General features: G+C 58.6%; 19 protein-coding genes. All 19 read right to left on the minus strand.

The features are described 5' to 3' along the window. Positions 1–9 precede the first annotated feature (9 nt). The gene (gene rplE, locus N5J71_RS06975) at positions 10–549 is read right to left on the minus strand and encodes a 50S ribosomal protein L5 (RefSeq protein WP_003243911.1); all 540 of its coding nucleotides are present in this window, start codon (positions 547–549) and stop codon (positions 10–12) included. 19 nt (positions 550–568) lie between these two features. Then, positions 569–883 (minus strand): 50S ribosomal protein L24, encoded by a 315-nt coding sequence (rplX, locus tag N5J71_RS06980; protein ID WP_003243909.1) that lies wholly within the window; start codon positions 881–883, stop codon positions 569–571. Between the two features lie 11 nt (positions 884–894). Beyond that, entirely contained in the window at positions 895–1,263 is a 369-nt protein-coding gene (gene rplN / locus N5J71_RS06985; protein WP_003243907.1) for a 50S ribosomal protein L14, read from the minus strand. 23 nt (positions 1,264–1,286) lie between these two features. Beyond that, a complete protein-coding gene (rpsQ, locus tag N5J71_RS06990; protein ID WP_013717345.1) occupies positions 1,287–1,553 on the minus strand; it encodes a 30S ribosomal protein S17 in 267 nt (88 codons plus the stop codon). Positions 1,554–1,555: 2 nt separating this feature from the next. After that, complete coding sequence (gene rpmC / locus N5J71_RS06995) at positions 1,556–1,747, minus strand: 50S ribosomal protein L29 (RefSeq protein ID WP_003243902.1); 192 nt, start codon at positions 1,745–1,747, stop codon at positions 1,556–1,558. Continuing rightward, positions 1,747–2,160, minus strand: coding sequence for a 50S ribosomal protein L16 (gene rplP, locus N5J71_RS07000; protein ID WP_003243901.1), 414 nt, complete (start codon positions 2,158–2,160; stop codon positions 1,747–1,749). Before rplP ends, rpmC begins: the two co-directional genes overlap by 1 nt. Before the next feature lie 12 nt (positions 2,161–2,172). Further along, complete coding sequence (gene rpsC, locus N5J71_RS07005; RefSeq protein WP_003243898.1) at positions 2,173–2,859, minus strand: 30S ribosomal protein S3; 687 nt, start codon at positions 2,857–2,859, stop codon at positions 2,173–2,175. A gap of 13 nt (positions 2,860–2,872) precedes the next feature. Next, a complete protein-coding gene (rplV, locus tag N5J71_RS07010) occupies positions 2,873–3,205 on the minus strand; it encodes a 50S ribosomal protein L22 (RefSeq protein ID WP_003103908.1) in 333 nt (110 codons plus the stop codon). Between the two features lie 11 nt (positions 3,206–3,216). Further along, entirely contained in the window at positions 3,217–3,492 is a 276-nt protein-coding gene (gene rpsS / locus N5J71_RS07015; RefSeq protein WP_003243896.1) for a 30S ribosomal protein S19, read from the minus strand. A 16-nt stretch (positions 3,493–3,508) separates the two neighbouring features. Beyond that, complete coding sequence (gene rplB, locus N5J71_RS07020; RefSeq protein ID WP_104730405.1) at positions 3,509–4,333, minus strand: 50S ribosomal protein L2; 825 nt, start codon at positions 4,331–4,333, stop codon at positions 3,509–3,511. A gap of 14 nt (positions 4,334–4,347) precedes the next feature. Beyond that, the gene (gene rplW, locus N5J71_RS07025) at positions 4,348–4,647 is read right to left on the minus strand and encodes a 50S ribosomal protein L23 (protein WP_003243891.1); all 300 of its coding nucleotides are present in this window, start codon (positions 4,645–4,647) and stop codon (positions 4,348–4,350) included. Then, on the minus strand, positions 4,644–5,246 hold the full coding sequence (gene rplD / locus N5J71_RS07030) for a 50S ribosomal protein L4 (RefSeq protein WP_003243889.1): 603 nt from the start codon (positions 5,244–5,246) through the stop codon (positions 4,644–4,646). The genes rplW and rplD overlap by 4 nt, the downstream gene beginning before the upstream one ends. A gap of 14 nt (positions 5,247–5,260) precedes the next feature. Then, positions 5,261–5,890, minus strand: a complete 630-nt coding sequence (rplC, locus tag N5J71_RS07035) for a 50S ribosomal protein L3 (protein WP_013717347.1) — start codon at positions 5,888–5,890, stop codon at positions 5,261–5,263. 83 nt (positions 5,891–5,973) lie between these two features. Next, positions 5,974–6,285, minus strand: a complete 312-nt coding sequence (gene rpsJ / locus N5J71_RS07040) for a 30S ribosomal protein S10 (protein ID WP_003243886.1) — start codon at positions 6,283–6,285, stop codon at positions 5,974–5,976. A 155-nt stretch (positions 6,286–6,440) separates the two neighbouring features. Further along, complete coding sequence (gene tuf / locus N5J71_RS07045) at positions 6,441–7,634, minus strand: elongation factor Tu (protein ID WP_024309657.1); 1,194 nt, start codon at positions 7,632–7,634, stop codon at positions 6,441–6,443. 30 nt (positions 7,635–7,664) lie between these two features. Continuing rightward, a complete protein-coding gene (gene fusA, locus N5J71_RS07050; RefSeq protein WP_279916586.1) occupies positions 7,665–9,812 on the minus strand; it encodes an elongation factor G in 2,148 nt (715 codons plus the stop codon). A 30-nt stretch (positions 9,813–9,842) separates the two neighbouring features. Next, entirely contained in the window at positions 9,843–10,313 is a 471-nt protein-coding gene (rpsG, locus tag N5J71_RS07055) for a 30S ribosomal protein S7 (protein ID WP_003246741.1), read from the minus strand. 104 nt (positions 10,314–10,417) lie between these two features. Then, positions 10,418–10,789, minus strand: a complete 372-nt coding sequence (gene rpsL, locus N5J71_RS07060) for a 30S ribosomal protein S12 (RefSeq protein WP_004373429.1) — start codon at positions 10,787–10,789, stop codon at positions 10,418–10,420. A 146-nt stretch (positions 10,790–10,935) separates the two neighbouring features. Next, positions 10,936–15,135: a DNA-directed RNA polymerase subunit beta' gene (rpoC, locus tag N5J71_RS07065; protein WP_279916587.1), complete on the minus strand. Its 4,200-nt coding sequence runs from the start codon at positions 15,133–15,135 to the stop codon at positions 10,936–10,938. Between the last annotated feature and the right edge of the window lie 9 nt (positions 15,136–15,144).

Consider the following 15,144-nt stretch of genomic DNA (forward strand, 5'->3'; position numbering starts at 1 on the left):
GGACTCCGATCAGTTGCGGAACGGGAAGTTGAAAGCACGCAGCAGAGCGCGGCCTTCATCATCGTTACGGGCAGTGGTAGTCAGGGTGATGTCCAGACCACGCAGCGCATCGATTTTGTCGTAATCGATTTCCGGGAAGATGATCTGCTCTTTCACGCCCATGCTGTAGTTGCCGCGACCATCGAAGGACTTGGCATTCAGGCCGCGGAAGTCACGCACGCGCGGCAGGGAGATGGACAGCAGACGATCCAGGAACTCGTACATACGCTCGCGACGCAGAGTGACCTTGACGCCAATCGGCCAACCTTCACGAACCTTGAAACCTGCGATCGACTTGCGGGCATGAGTCACGACGACTTTCTGACCGGTGATCTTCTCGAGGTCGGCAACGGCGTTCTCGATGACTTTCTTGTCACCGATCGCTTCGCCCAGGCCCATGTTCAGGGTGATCTTGGTGATGCGCGGAACTTCCATCACGTTGGCCAGCTTCAGTTCTTCCTTCAGCTTGGGCGCGATTTCCTTCCGGTAAATCTCTTTCAGTCGTGCCATGGTATTTACCTACGGATTCTCAAGCGCCAACCGGCTTCTGGGTGGACTTGAAGACACGAATTTTCTTGCCGTCTTCGATCTTGAAGCCAACGCGGTCAGCCTTGTTGGTCTCAGAGTTGAAGATGGCAACGTTGGAAGCGTGCAGCGGCGCTTCTTTCTCGACGATACCGCCTTGAACGCCCGACATCGGGTTCGGCTTGGTATGACGCTTCACCAGGTTAATGCCACCGACGACCAAACGGTCGTCAGCGAGAACCTTGAGCACCTTACCGCGCTTACCTTTGTCTTTACCGGCGATCACGATGATCTCGTCGTCACGACGAATCTTTTGCATGTCGGATCTCCTTAAAGCACTTCAGGGGCGAGCGAGACGATCTTCATGAACTTCTCGGAACGCAGTTCACGGGTCACTGGCCCGAAGATACGGGTACCGATCGGCTCTTGCTTGTTGTTCAGCAGAACAGCAGCGTTGCCGTCGAAGCGGATGATCGAACCGTCGGCACGGCGAACGCCGTGACGGGTACGAACAACCACTGCGGTCATGACCTGACCTTTCTTCACTTTGCCGCGCGGAATTGCTTCCTTGACGGTGACCTTGATGATGTCGCCGATGCCGGCGTAGCGACGATGCGAGCCGCCCAGCACCTTGATGCACATAACGCGACGTGCACCACTGTTGTCAGCCACATCGAGCATGGATTGAGTCTGAATCATAAAATTTCTCCGACCCCTAGCCCTTAGACGTCAACTGCGCGTTCGACGACTTCAACCAGAGCCCAGGACTTGGTCTTGGACTGCGGACGGGTTTCGCGAATGGAAACCTTGTCGCCGATCTTGCACTGATTGCTTTCGTCGTGAGCGTGCAGTTTGGTCGAACGCTTGACGTATTTACCGTAGATCGGGTGCTTGACGCGACGCTCGATCAGAACGGTGATGGTCTTGTCCATCTTGTCGCTGACAACACGGCCGGTCAGCGTACGGACTGTTTTTTCAACTTCGGCCATGATCACTTACCTGCCTGCTGGCTGAGGACAGTCTTGACGCGAGCGATGTCGCGCTTCACTTGCGAGAGCAGGTGAGACTGCCCCAGCTGGCCAGTCGCCTTCTGCATACGCAGATTGAACTGGTCGCGCAGCAGCTCGAGCAGTTGCTCGTTCAGCTGTTGTGCGCTTTTTTCACGAAGTTCGGTCGCTTTCATCACATCACCGTCCGCTTAACAAAGGTGGTGGCGAGCGGCAGCTTTGCAGCAGCCAGGGCGAATGCCTCGCGCGCCAGCTCTTCGGATACGCCTTCGATCTCGTACAGGACCTTGCCTGGCTGGATCTGGGCTACCCAGTATTCAACGCCACCCTTACCTTTACCCATACGCACTTCGAGAGGCTTCTTGGTAACCGGCTTGTCCGGGAAGACGCGGATCCAGATCTTGCCGCCACGCTTAACGTGACGGGTCAGAGCACGACGAGCGGACTCGATCTGACGAGCGGTGAGACGACCGCGGGCGACAGACTTCAGCGCGAACTCGCCGAAGCTGACCTTGCTACCGCGCTGAGCCAGACCACGGTTGTGGCCGGTCATCTGCTTGCGGAACTTCGTACGCTTTGGTTGCAACATGATGCGTACTCCTTATTTCTTAGCAGCTTTACGAGGAGCGGGCGCTTGCGGCTTCAGCTCTTCAGTGCGGCCACCAATGACCTCACCCTTGAAGATCCAAACCTTGACGCCGATCACACCGTAAGTGGTGTGCGCTTCGTAGGTGGCGTAATCGATATCGGCACGCAGGGTGTGCAGGGGCACACGACCTTCGCGATACCACTCGGTACGGGCAATTTCAGCGCCGCCAAGACGACCGCTCACCTGGATCTTGATGCCCTTGGCACCAATGCGCATGGCGTTCTGTACAGCGCGCTTCATGGCGCGACGGAACATAACGCGACGCTCCAGCTGCTGAGCTACGCTCTGCGCAACCAGCATACCGTCGAGTTCCGGCTTGCGGATCTCTTCGATGTTGATGTGCACCGGCACACCCATTTGCTTGGTCAGGTCCTGACGCAGCTTCTCAACATCTTCACCTTTCTTGCCGATCACGATGCCGGGACGAGCGGTGTGGATGGTGATGCGTGCGGTTTGAGCCGGGCGAGCGATGTCGATACGGCTAACGGACGCGCTTTTTAGTTTGTCTTGCAGGTATGCACGAACCTTCAGGTCGGCGTTCAGGTAGTCGGCGTAATTGCGACCATCTGCGTACCAGACCGAAGTGTGATCCTTGACGATTCCCAGGCGGATGCCAACGGGATGTACTTTCTGACCCATCTGATCGACTCCGTTACTTGTCCGCAACCTTGACAGTGATATGGCAAGACCGCTTGACGATGCGATCAGCACGGCCTTTGGCACGCGGCATGATGCGCTTAAGCGAACGCCCTTCGTTGACGAAAACGGTGCTGACCTTCAGGTCATCAACGTCTGCGCCTTCGTTGTGCTCGGCGTTGGCAACGGCCGACTCCAGCACTTTCTTCATGATCTCGGCGGCTTTCTTGCTGCTGAAAGCCAGCAGGTTGAGCGCTTCGCCCACCTTCTTCCCGCGGATCTGGTCGGCGACCAGGCGAGCTTTCTGGGCGGAGATGCGAGCGCCCGACAACTTAGCGGCTACTTCCATTTCCAAACCCCTTAACGCTTGCCTTTCTTGTCGGCAACGTGACCACGATAGGTACGGGTGCCGGCAAATTCGCCCAGTTTGTGGCCGACCATGTCTTCGTTCACGAGGACCGGGACATGCTGGCGACCGTTATGCACAGCGATGGTCAGACCGACCATCTGCGGCAGGATCATGGAGCGACGCGACCAGGTTTTAACCGGCTTGCGATCGTTCTTTTCCACCGCCGCTTCGACCTTCTTCAGTAGGTGAAGATCGATAAAAGGACCTTTTTTCAGAGAACGTGGCACTGTCGTATCCCTCTATTTACTTGCGACGACGGACGATCATGTTGTCGGTGCGCTTGTTAGCACGGGTCTTCGCGCCCTTGGTCGGGAAGCCCCACGGCGACACCGGATGACGACCACCGGAGGTACGACCTTCACCACCACCGTGCGGGTGATCAACCGGGTTCATGGCAACACCACGAACGGTCGGACGAACGCCACGCCAGCGCTTGGCACCAGCCTTACCCAGCGAACGCAGGCTGTGCTCGGAGTTCGAGACTTCGCCCAGGGTCGCACGGCACTCAGCCAGGACTTTGCGCATTTCGCCGGAGCGCAGACGCAGAGTCACATAGGCACCTTCACGAGCGACCAGCTGAGCGGAAGCGCCAGCGGAACGAGCGATCTGAGCACCTTTACCCGGCTTCAGCTCGATACCGTGAACGGTCGAACCTACCGGAATGTTGCGCAGCTGCAGGCTGTTGCCCGGCTTGATCGGCGCCATGTTGCCGGCTACCAGCTGATCGCCAGCTACAACGCCTTTCGGGGCGATGATGTAGCGACGCTCACCGTCGGCATACTTCAGCAGAGCGATGTGAGCAGTACGGTTCGGATCGTATTCCACGCGCTCGACGGTGGCAGGGATGCCATCCTTGTCGTTGCGACGGAAGTCGACCAGACGGTAATGCTGCTTGTGACCACCACCGATATGACGGGTGGTGATACGGCCGTTGTTGTTACGACCACCGGACTTCGACTTCTTCTCGAGCAGCGGAGCGTACGGAGCGCCTTTGTGCAGCTCCTGATTGACCACCTTGACCACAAAACGGCGGCCAGCGGAAGTCGGTTTGCATTTAACGATTGCCATGATGCACCCCTTCCTTACTCAGCACTGCTGGTGAAATCGAGATCTTGGCCCGGCTGAAGGGAGATAACCGCCTTCTTCCAGTCGTTACGCTTGCCCAGACCGCGAGCGGTGCGCTTGCTCTTGCCCAGAACGTTCTGGGTAGTAACGCGCTCAACCTTCACGTTGAACAGGCTTTCGACGGCCTTCTTGATTTCCAGCTTGGTCGCATCGGTAGCGACTTTGAAAACGAACTGACCTTGCTTGTCAGCCAGAACCGTGGCCTTCTCGGAGATGTGCGGGCCAAGCAGCACTTTGAATACGCGTTCCTGGTTCATCCCAGCAGCTCCTCGAATTTCTTCACGGCCGAAACAGTGACCAGCACTTTTTCGTACGCGATCAGGCTGACCGGATCGGAACCCTGGACGTCACGTACGTCGACGTGCGGCAGGTTGCGGGCAGCCAGGTACAGGTTCTGATCGACCGCATCGGATACGATCAGCACATCGTTCAGACCCAGGCCGTTCAGCTTGCTCAGCAGAGCCTTGGTTTTCGGAGCTTCGACAGCGAAGTCTTCAACCACTACCAGACGGTCGGTACGAACCAGCTCAGCAAGGATGGAGCGCAGAGCAGCGCGGTACATCTTCTTGTTCAGCTTTTGGTCGTGGTTACGGGTGGACGCTGCGAAGGTCACACCACCGCCACGCCAGATCGGACCACGAGTGGTACCAGCACGAGCACGACCGGTGCCCTTCTGACGCCACGGGCGCTTGCCGCCACCGGAAACGTCGGAACGGGATTTCTGGCCTTTGGTGCCCTGACGGCCGCCAGCCATGTAGGCTACGACTGCTTGGTGAACCAGGGTCTCGTTGAACTCGCCACCGAAGGTCGCATCGGACACTTCGATCGCCTGAGCGCCATTTACATTCAATTGCATCTCAGATTCTCCCCTTACGCCTTGACAGCCGGACGAACGATAACGTCGCCGCCAGTAGCGCCCGGAACGGCACCCTTGACCAGCAGCAGGTTACGCTCGGCGTCTACGCGAACGACTTCCAGGGACTGTACGGTCACGCGCTCAGCGCCCATATGACCGGACATCTTTTTGCCCTTGAACACACGACCCGGGGTCTGGCACTGACCAATGGAACCCGGTACACGGTGAGAAACGGAGTTACCGTGAGTGTTGTCCTGGCCGCGGAAGTTCCAACGCTTGATGGTACCGGCGAAGCCTTTACCTTTGGACTGACCGGTGACATCCACCAGTTGACCAGCTTGGAAAATTTCAGCGTTGATCAGATCGCCGGCCTGGTAGTCGCCTTCTTCAAGACGGAATTCCAGAACGGTACGACCTGCCGCGACGTTCGCCTTGGCGAAGTGACCGGCCTGAGCCTTGCTGACGCGCGAGGCGCGACGCTCACCGACAGTGACCTGCACTGCGCGGTAGCCATCGGACTCCTCGTTTTTGAACTGGGTGACGCGATTCGGCTCGATCTCGATGACCGTGACCGGAATGGAGACACCTTCTTCGGTGAAAATGCGGGTCATGCCGCACTTACGACCGACTACACCAATAGTCATGTTGTAAACCTCATGAGTGTACGGGGCTTTCACCCGCTATGGCCGCCCATTTCAGAGCGTTACACGACTAAAACCGCCAGGTTTTAGCCGAGGCTGATCTGCACTTCCACGCCTGCCGCAAGGTCGAGCTTCATCAGCGCGTCAACGGTTTTATCCGTCGGCTGGACGATGTCCAGAACACGCTTATGAGTGCGGATTTCGTACTGATCGCGCGCGTCTTTGTTGACGTGCGGAGAGATCAGAACGGTGTACCGCTCCTTACGAGTAGGCAGAGGAATCGGACCACGCACCTGAGCACCAGTACGTTTCGCGGTTTCCACGATTTCCTGGGTAGATTGATCGATCAGGCGATGGTCAAAAGCCTTCAACCGAATACGGATTTGTTGGTTTTGCATTTTGACCTCAGATTCCAAGCTGCTAATCCCCACAGACGGACTACGCCCGCTCGAGGGAGGCGCAATTGTACGGATGCCCCCTGGGGGTGTCAACTTTTAACCAGTTCAAAAGAAAAGGGCCCCGAAGGGCCCTTTTCTCTCAAGCGGATCGTCGATTACTCGATGATCTTGGCAACCACGCCGGCGCCGACGGTACGGCCACCTTCGCGGATCGCGAAGCGCAGGCCGTCTTCCATGGCGATCGGCTTGATCAGGGTGACAACCATCTTGATGTTGTCGCCCGGCATTACCATCTCAACGCCTTCCGGCAGTTCGCACGAACCGGTCACGTCAGTGGTACGGAAGTAGAACTGCGGACGGTAGCCCTTGAAGAACGGGGTGTGACGACCACCTTCTTCCTTGGACAGAACGTACACTTCAGCTTCGAACTTGGTGTGCGGCTTGATGGTGCCCGGCTTGGCCAGAACCTGACCACGCTCGACTTCATCACGCTTGGTGCCGCGCAGCAGCACGCCGCAGTTCTCACCAGCACGACCTTCGTCCAGCAGCTTGCGGAACATCTCAACGCCGGTGCAGGTGGTCTTGGTGGTCGGACGCAGACCAACGATTTCGATTTCTTCCTGGATCTTGACGATACCGCGCTCTACACGACCGGTAACTACAGTACCGCGACCGGAGATCGAGAACACGTCTTCGATCGGCATCAGGAACGGACGGTCGATGGCACGAACCGGCTCAGGAATGTAGCTGTCCAGAGTCTCAACCAGCTTCTTGACGGCAGTAGTGCCCAGCTCGTTGGTGTCTTCGCCGTTCAGCGCCATCAGCGCGGAGCCGATGATGATCGGAGTGTCGTCACCCGGGAAATCGTAGGTGCTCAGCAGGTCGCGAACTTCCATCTCGACCAGCTCCAGCAGCTCGGCGTCGTCAACCATGTCAGCCTTGTTCAGGAAGACAACGATGTACGGAACGCCAACCTGACGGGACAGCAGGATGTGCTCACGGGTTTGCGGCATGGGGCCGTCGGCAGCCGAGCAGACCAGGATCGCGCCGTCCATCTGGGCAGCACCGGTGATCATGTTCTTCACGTAGTCGGCGTGGCCCGGGCAGTCAACGTGCGCGTAGTGACGAATGTTGGAGTCGTACTCTACGTGCGCGGTGTTGATGGTGATACCACGAGCTTTTTCTTCCGGAGCGCTGTCGATCTTGTCGAAGTCGACCTTGGCCGAACCGAATACTTCGGAGCAGACGCGGGTCAGAGCAGCGGTCAGAGTGGTTTTACCGTGGTCAACGTGACCGATGGTGCCGACGTTGACGTGCGGTTTGTTACGTTCGAATTTTTCCTTAGCCACGACAGTAAACCTCTTACTTAAAGGGCGGGATTAGCCTTGTTTTTTAACCAGAGCTTCGACGATGTTCGACGGAGCTTCTGCGTACTTGGAGAATTCCATGGAGTAGCTGGCGCGACCCTGGGACATGGAACGAACGTCGGTAGCGTAACCAAACATCTCGCCCAGCGGAACTTCGGCACGGATAACCTTACCGGATACCGAATCTTCCATACCCTGGATCAGACCACGACGACGGTTCAGGTCACCCATCACGTCGCCCATGTAATCCTCAGGAGTTACCACTTCCACCTTCATGATCGGCTCGAGTACCTTGCCGCCGCCCTTCTGGGCCAGCTGCTTGGTCGCCATGGAGGCAGCGATCTTGAACGCCATCTCGTTGGAGTCGACGTCGTGGTAGGAACCATCGAACACGGTAGCCTTCAGGCCGATCAGCGGATAGCCGGCAACGACGCCGTTCTTCATCTGCTCTTCGATACCCTTCTGGATCGCCGGGATGTATTCCTTCGGAACCACACCACCCACAACCTCGTTGGTGAACACCAGGCCTTCGGTGATGTTGCCCTTGTCGTCCACGTCCGGAGCCGAGAAGCGGATCCAGCAGTGACCGAACTGACCGCGACCACCGGACTGACGAACGAACTTGCCTTCGATCTCGACGCTGTCCTTGGTGATGGTTTCACGGTAGGAAACCTGCGGCTTACCGATGTTGGCCTCGACGTTGAACTCGCGCTTCATGCGGTCAACGAGGATGTCCAGGTGCAGCTCACCCATACCGGAGATGATGGTCTGACCAGTCTCTTCGTCGGTCTTGACGCGGAACGACGGGTCTTCCTGGGCCAGCTTGCCCAGAGCGATACCCATCTTCTCCTGGTCGGCCTTGGTCTTCGGCTCTACAGCTACCGAGATGACAGGCTCCGGGAAGTCCATACGCTCGAGGATGATCGGCTTGTCCGGATCGCACAGAGTTTCACCAGTGGTGACGTCCTTCATGCCGATCAGAGCAGCGATGTCGCCAGCGCGTACTTCTTTGATCTCGTCACGCTGGTTGGCGTGCATCTGCACCATACGACCAACGCGCTCTTTCTTGCCTTTCACGGAGTTGATGACCGACTGGCCAGACTCCAGAACGCCCGAGTAAACGCGAACGAAGGTCAGGGTACCCACGAACGGGTCGGTAGCGATCTTGAACGCCAGAGCCGAGAACGGCTCGTTGTCGTCTGCATGACGCTCGTCGTAGTCGGACTCTTCCATCTGCTCTTTCGGCTTGTCAGCCAGATCAGGGTGAATACCCTTGATCGCCGGAATTTCGGTCGGAGCAGGCAGGAAGTCGATGACGGCATCGAGAACCAGGGGAACACCCTTGTTCTTGAAGGAGGAACCGCAGACAGCCGGAACGATCTCGCTCGCCAGAGTACGGGCGCGCAGACCAGCCTTGATGTCCTCGACGGACAGGTCACCTTCTTCAAGGTACTTGTTCATCAGCTCTTCGTTGGCTTCGGCAGCTGCCTCAACCATGTTCGAGCGCCACTCGTTGGCCAGGCCTACCAGGTCGGCAGGAATTTCTTCCTCACGGTAGGTAGTACCCTTGTCGTCGTCGTTCCAGTAGATGGCCTTCATCTTGATCAGATCGACCTGACCTTCGAAGTTCTCTTCAGCACCGATGGCGATCTGGATCGGAACCGGGGTGTGACCCAGACGGTTCTTGATCTGACCGACGACGCGCAGGAAGTTGGCACCCTGACGGTCCATCTTGTTCACGTAGACGATACGCGGAACACCGTACTTGTTGGCCTGACGCCATACGGTTTCGGACTGCGGCTCAACGCCCGAGGTACCGCAGAACACAACGACAGCGCCGTCGAGTACGCGCAGGGAGCGCTCTACTTCGATGGTGAAGTCAACGTGACCGGGGGTATCGATGACGTTTACGCGGTACTTGTCGTACTGACGACGAGAACCTTCCCAGAAGGTGGTGATCGCAGCAGAAGTAATGGTGATACCACGCTCCTGCTCCTGAACCATCCAGTCGGTGGTCGCGGCGCCATCATGCACCTCGCCCATCTTGTGGCTCAGGCCTGTGTAGAACAGGATCCGCTCGGTAGTGGTGGTCTTGCCCGCGTCAACGTGGGCACAGATACCGATGTTACGGTAGCGGTTAATTGCTGTATTACGAGCCATAAAGCCCTCGCAAGGTTAGTGGAGCCGGAATTAGAAGCGGTAGTGCGAGAAAGCCTTGTTGGCCTCGGCCATACGGTGCACGTCTTCACGCTTCTTGACAGCAGCGCCTTTGCCTTCAGCAGCATCCAGCAGCTCACCAGCCAGACGCAGAGCCATGGACTTCTCGCCGCGCTTGCGCGCGTAGTCCACCAGCCAGCGCATAGCCAGGGCGTTACGACGGGACGGACGAACTTCGACCGGAACCTGGTAGGTAGCACCGCCTACACGGCGGGACTTGACTTCGACCAGCGGAGCGATGGCGTCGAGAGCTTTCTCGAAGATCTCCAGGGGATCGCTGTTCTTGCGTGCTTTGACAGTGTCCAGAGCACCGTAAACGATGCGCTCGGCCACGGCCTTCTTGCCGCTTTCCATCACGTGGTTCATGAATTTGGCGAGGATCTGGCTTCCGTATTTCGGATCGTCCAGGATCTCACGCTTGGCTGCTACACGACGTCTTGGCATTGATAAGCCCTCAAACGGTCTTCAGGTTAGCTCGGGACCAACGGCGAACGCCGCGCCCGACCTTACTCTTATCGACTCAACTAAATAAAAAGGATCAAGCGGCCTTATTTCGGACGCTTGGTACCGTACTTGGAACGACCCTGCTTACGGTCTTTAACGCCGGAGGTATCCAGCGAACCACGCACGGTGTGGTAGCGCACACCCGGAAGGTCCTTTACACGACCGCCACGGATCAGCACGACGCTGTGCTCTTGCAGGTTGTGGCCTTCACCGCCGATGTACGAAGACACTTCGTAGCCGTTGGTCAGACGCACACGGCACACTTTACGCAGTGCCGAGTTAGGTTTCTTCGGCGTGGTGGTGTACACGCGGGTGCACACGCCACGGCGCTGCGGGCAGTTCTGCAGCGCAGGCACGTCGGATTTCTCGACGATACGCTTACGCGGCTGACGTACCAGCTGGTTGATAGTTGCCATCTACTAGCTCCACTGTTGTCTTTCGACGCTCACAAATAAAGATGGCAGAGCCAAACGCCCTGCCAAATTTAGGGGTGCATGAGTCTAAAGAGACTCAGCCCCCCAGTCAAGGCAAAGCCCCGCTAGCGAACTAGCGAGGCTTCGACTCAATTTCCGCTGGAGTTCAGCGCTTCGGTCAGTGCGGCTTCCACCTCACTGGCGCTGACACGTACCGGCTTGTCGGCATCACGCTTGCGCTTGCGCTCGCTGTGATAGGCCAGACCGGTACCGGCCGGGATCAGACGACCCACGACCACGTTCTCTTTCAGACCACGCAGGTAGTCGCGCTTGCCAGTGACCGCCGCCTCGGTGAGGACGCGGGTGGTTTCCTGGAACGACGCTGCCGAGATGAAGGACTCGGTGGACAGCGACGCCTTGGTGATACCCAGCAGTACGCGGGTGTACTTGGCGACGAACTTGTCCTCCTCGGCCAGACGCTCGTTCTCGCCCAGAACCTGGGTGAGTTCCATCTGGTCGCCCTTGATGAAGGACGAATCGCCGGACTCGGTAACTTCAACCTTACGCAGCATCTGACGCAGGATGGTCTCGATGTGCTTGTCGTTGATCTTCACGCCCTGCAGACGGTAAACGTCCTGGATCTCGTTGACGATGTACTTGGCCAGCGCGCTGACACCCAGCAGACGCAGGATGTCGTGCGGATCGCTCGGGCCGTCGGAGATGACTTCGCCGCGGTTCACTTGTTCGCCTTCGAAGACGTTCAGGTGACGCCACTTCGGAATCAGCTCCTCGTACGGATCGCTGCCATCGGTCGGAGTGATGACCAGACGGCGCTTGCCCTTGGTCTCTCTACCGAACGAAATGGTGCCGCTGATTTCCGCCAGGATCGAAGCTTCCTTCGGACGACGAGCTTCGAACAGGTCGGCAACGCGCGGCAGACCACCGGTGATGTCGCGAGTCTTCGAGGTTTCCTGCGGGATACGGGCGATAACGTCACCGACCGCGATCTGCGCACCGTCCGCCACGCCGACCAGGGCGTTGGCAGGCAGGAAGTACTGGGCGGGAACGTCGGTACCCGGCAGCAGCAGTTCCTTGCCGTTGGCGTCGACCATCTTGATGGCCGGACGAATGTCCTTACCAGCAGCCGGACGATCCTTCGGATCAAGAACCTCGATGTTGGTCAAACCGGTCAGTTCGTCGGTCTGACGCTTGATGGTGATGCCCTCCTCCATGCCGACGAAGGTCACGATACCCTTCATTTCGGTCACGATCGGGTGGGTGTGCGGGTCCCACTTGGCGACGATGGCGCCAGCGTCGACCTTGTCACCTTCCTTCACGGAAATCACGGCACCGTAAGGCAGCTTGTAGCGCTCGCGCTCGCGACCGAATTCGTCGGCCACGGCCAGCTCACCGGAACGGGAAACCGCTACCAGGTTGCCATCGACACGCTCGACGTACTTCAGGTTGTGCAGACGGATCGCACCACCGTTCTTCACCTGGACGCTGTCGGCAGCCGAGGTACGGCTTGCAGCACCACCGATGTGGAAGGTACGCATGGTCAGCTGGGTACCCGGCTCACCGATGGACTGCGCGGCGATAACGCCGACCGCTTCACCGATGTTGACCTGGTGACCGCGAGCCAGGTCGCGACCGTAGCACTTGGCGCAGATGCCGTAGCGGGTTTCGCAGGTGATCGGCGAACGCACGACCACTTCGTCGACGCTGTTGAGCTCGATGAACTCGACCCACTTCTCGTCGATCAGGGTGCCGGCCGGAACGATGACGTCCTCGGTGCCCGGCTTGAACACGTCCTTGGCAATCACACGGCCCAGTACGCGCTCACCCAGCGGCTCGACCACGTCGCCGCCTTCGATGTGCGGGGTCATCAGCAGGCCCTGCTCGGTGCCGCAATCGATCTCGGTCACCACCAGATCCTGCGCCACGTCGACCAGACGACGGGTCAGGTAACCGGAGTTCGCGGTCTTCAGTGCGGTATCCGCCAAACCCTTACGAGCACCGTGGGTGGAAATGAAGTACTGCAGAACCGACAGACCTTCGCGGAAGTTCGCGGTGATCGGCGTCTCGATGATCGAGCCGTCCGGCTTGGCCATCAGACCACGCATACCGGCCAGCTGACGGATCTGGGCGGCGCTACCACGCGCACCGGAGTCCGCCATCATGTACATGGAGTTGAAGGACTCCTGCTCGACGGTCTTGCCTTCGCGATCGACCACCGGCTCTTTCGAGAGGTTGGCCATCATCGCCTTGGAAACTTCGTCGTTGGCCTTCGACCAGAGGTCGATCACCTTGTTGTACTTCTCGCCCTGGGTCACCAGGCCGGAGGCGTACTGCGACTCGATTTCCTTCACTTCCTCGGTGGCGGCGTCGATGATGCGCGCCTTTTCTTCCGGGATGACGAAGTCGTTCACGCCGATCGACACACCGGAGATGGTCGAGTAGGCGAAACCGGTGTACATCAGCTGGTCAGCGAAGATGACGGTGTCCTTCAGACCCACGGTGCGGTAGCACTGGTTGATCAGCTTGGAGATCGCCTTCTTCTTCATCGGCTGGTTGACCACGTCGTAGGACAGGCCGGCCGGCACGATCTGGAACAGCAGCGCACGGCCGACGGTGGTGTCGACGATACGGGTGTTCTTGGTGATCGAACCGTCTTTTTCTTTGACGGTTTCGTTGATACGCACTTTCACGCGGGCGTGTAGGGACGCTTCGCCGGCGCGGAATACGCGGTCGACTTCCTGCAGGTCGGCGAAGACGCGACCTTCACCCTTGGCGTTCACCGCTTCACGGGTCATGTAGTACAGACCCAGTACCACGTCCTGCGACGGCACGATGATCGGCTCGCCGTTGGCCGGCGAGAGGATGTTGTTGGTCGACATCATCAGCGCGCGCGCTTCGAGCTGGGCTTCCAGGGTCAGCGGCACGTGAACGGCCATCTGGTCACCGTCGAAGTCGGCGTTGTACGCGGCGCAGACCAGCGGGTGCAGCTGGATGGCTTTACCTTCGATCAGAACCGGCTCGAACGCCTGGATACCCAGACGGTGCAGGGTCGGTGCACGGTTGAGCAGGACGGGGTGTTCGCGAATCACTTCGGCGAGAACGTCCCAAACCTCCGGCAGCTCGCGCTCGACCATCTTCTTGGCGGCCTTGATGGTGGTCGCCAGGCCACGCATTTCCAGCTTGCCGAAAATGAACGGCTTGAACAGCTCGAGAGCCATCTTCTTCGGCAGACCGCACTGGTGCAGGCGCAGGGTCGGGCCCACGGTGATCACGGAACGACCGGAGTAGTCCACGCGCTTACCGAGCAGGTTCTGACGGAAGCGACCTTGCTTACCTTTGATCATGTCGGCCAGCGACTTCAGCGGACGCTTGTTCGAGCCAGTGATGGCGCGACCACGACGGCCGTTGTCGAGCAGGGCGTCGACCGCTTCCTGCAGCATGCGCTTTTCGTTGCGCACGATGATGTCCGGCGCCGACAGATCGAGCAGGCGCTTCAGACGGTTGTTACGGTTGATCACGCGGCGATACAGATCGTTCAGATCCGAGGTCGCGAAGCGGCCACCATCCAGCGGTACCAGCGGACGCAGGTCCGGCGGCAGAACCGGCAGAACGGTCAGCACCATCCACTCAGGCAGGTTGCCGGAGTCCTTGAAGGCTTCCATCAGCTTCAGGCGCTTGGACAGCTTCTTGATCTTGGTCTCGGAGTTGGTCTGCGGAATCTCTTCACGCAGGCGGCCGATCTCGTGATCCAGATCGATAGCGTGCAGCAGTTCGCGCACGGCCTCGGCGCCCATGCGCGCGTCGAAGTCGTCACCGAACTCTTCCAGGGCTTCGAAGTACTGCTCGTCGTTCAGCAGCTGGCCCTTCTCGAGGGTGGTCATGCCCGGATCGATCACCACGTAGCTCTCGAAATAGAGCACGCGCTCGATGTCACGCAGGGTCATGTCCATCAGCAGGCCGATACGGGACGGCAGCGACTTGAGGAACCAGATGTGGGCGACCGGCGAGGCCAGTTCGATGTGCGCCATGCGCTCACGACGAACCTTGGCCAGGGCCACTTCAACGCCGCACTTCTCGCAGATCACGCCGCGGTGCTTGAGGCGCTTGTACTTGCCGCACAGGCACTCGTAGTCCTTGACCGGGCCAAAGATCTTGGCGCAGAACAGGCCGTCGCGCTCTGGCTTGAAGGTACGGTAGTTGATGGTTTCCGGCTTTTTAACTTCACCGAACGACCACGAACGGATCATCTCAGGCGAGGCCAACCCGATACGGATGGCGTCGAACTCTTCGATCTGACCCTGGTTTTTCAGCAAATTCAGTAGGTCTTTCAAGGCCTTTCC

It is taken from the genome of Ectopseudomonas oleovorans, from assembly GCF_029845265.1.
GTDB classification, from domain to species: domain Bacteria; phylum Pseudomonadota; class Gammaproteobacteria; order Pseudomonadales; family Pseudomonadaceae; genus Aquipseudomonas; species Aquipseudomonas oleovorans.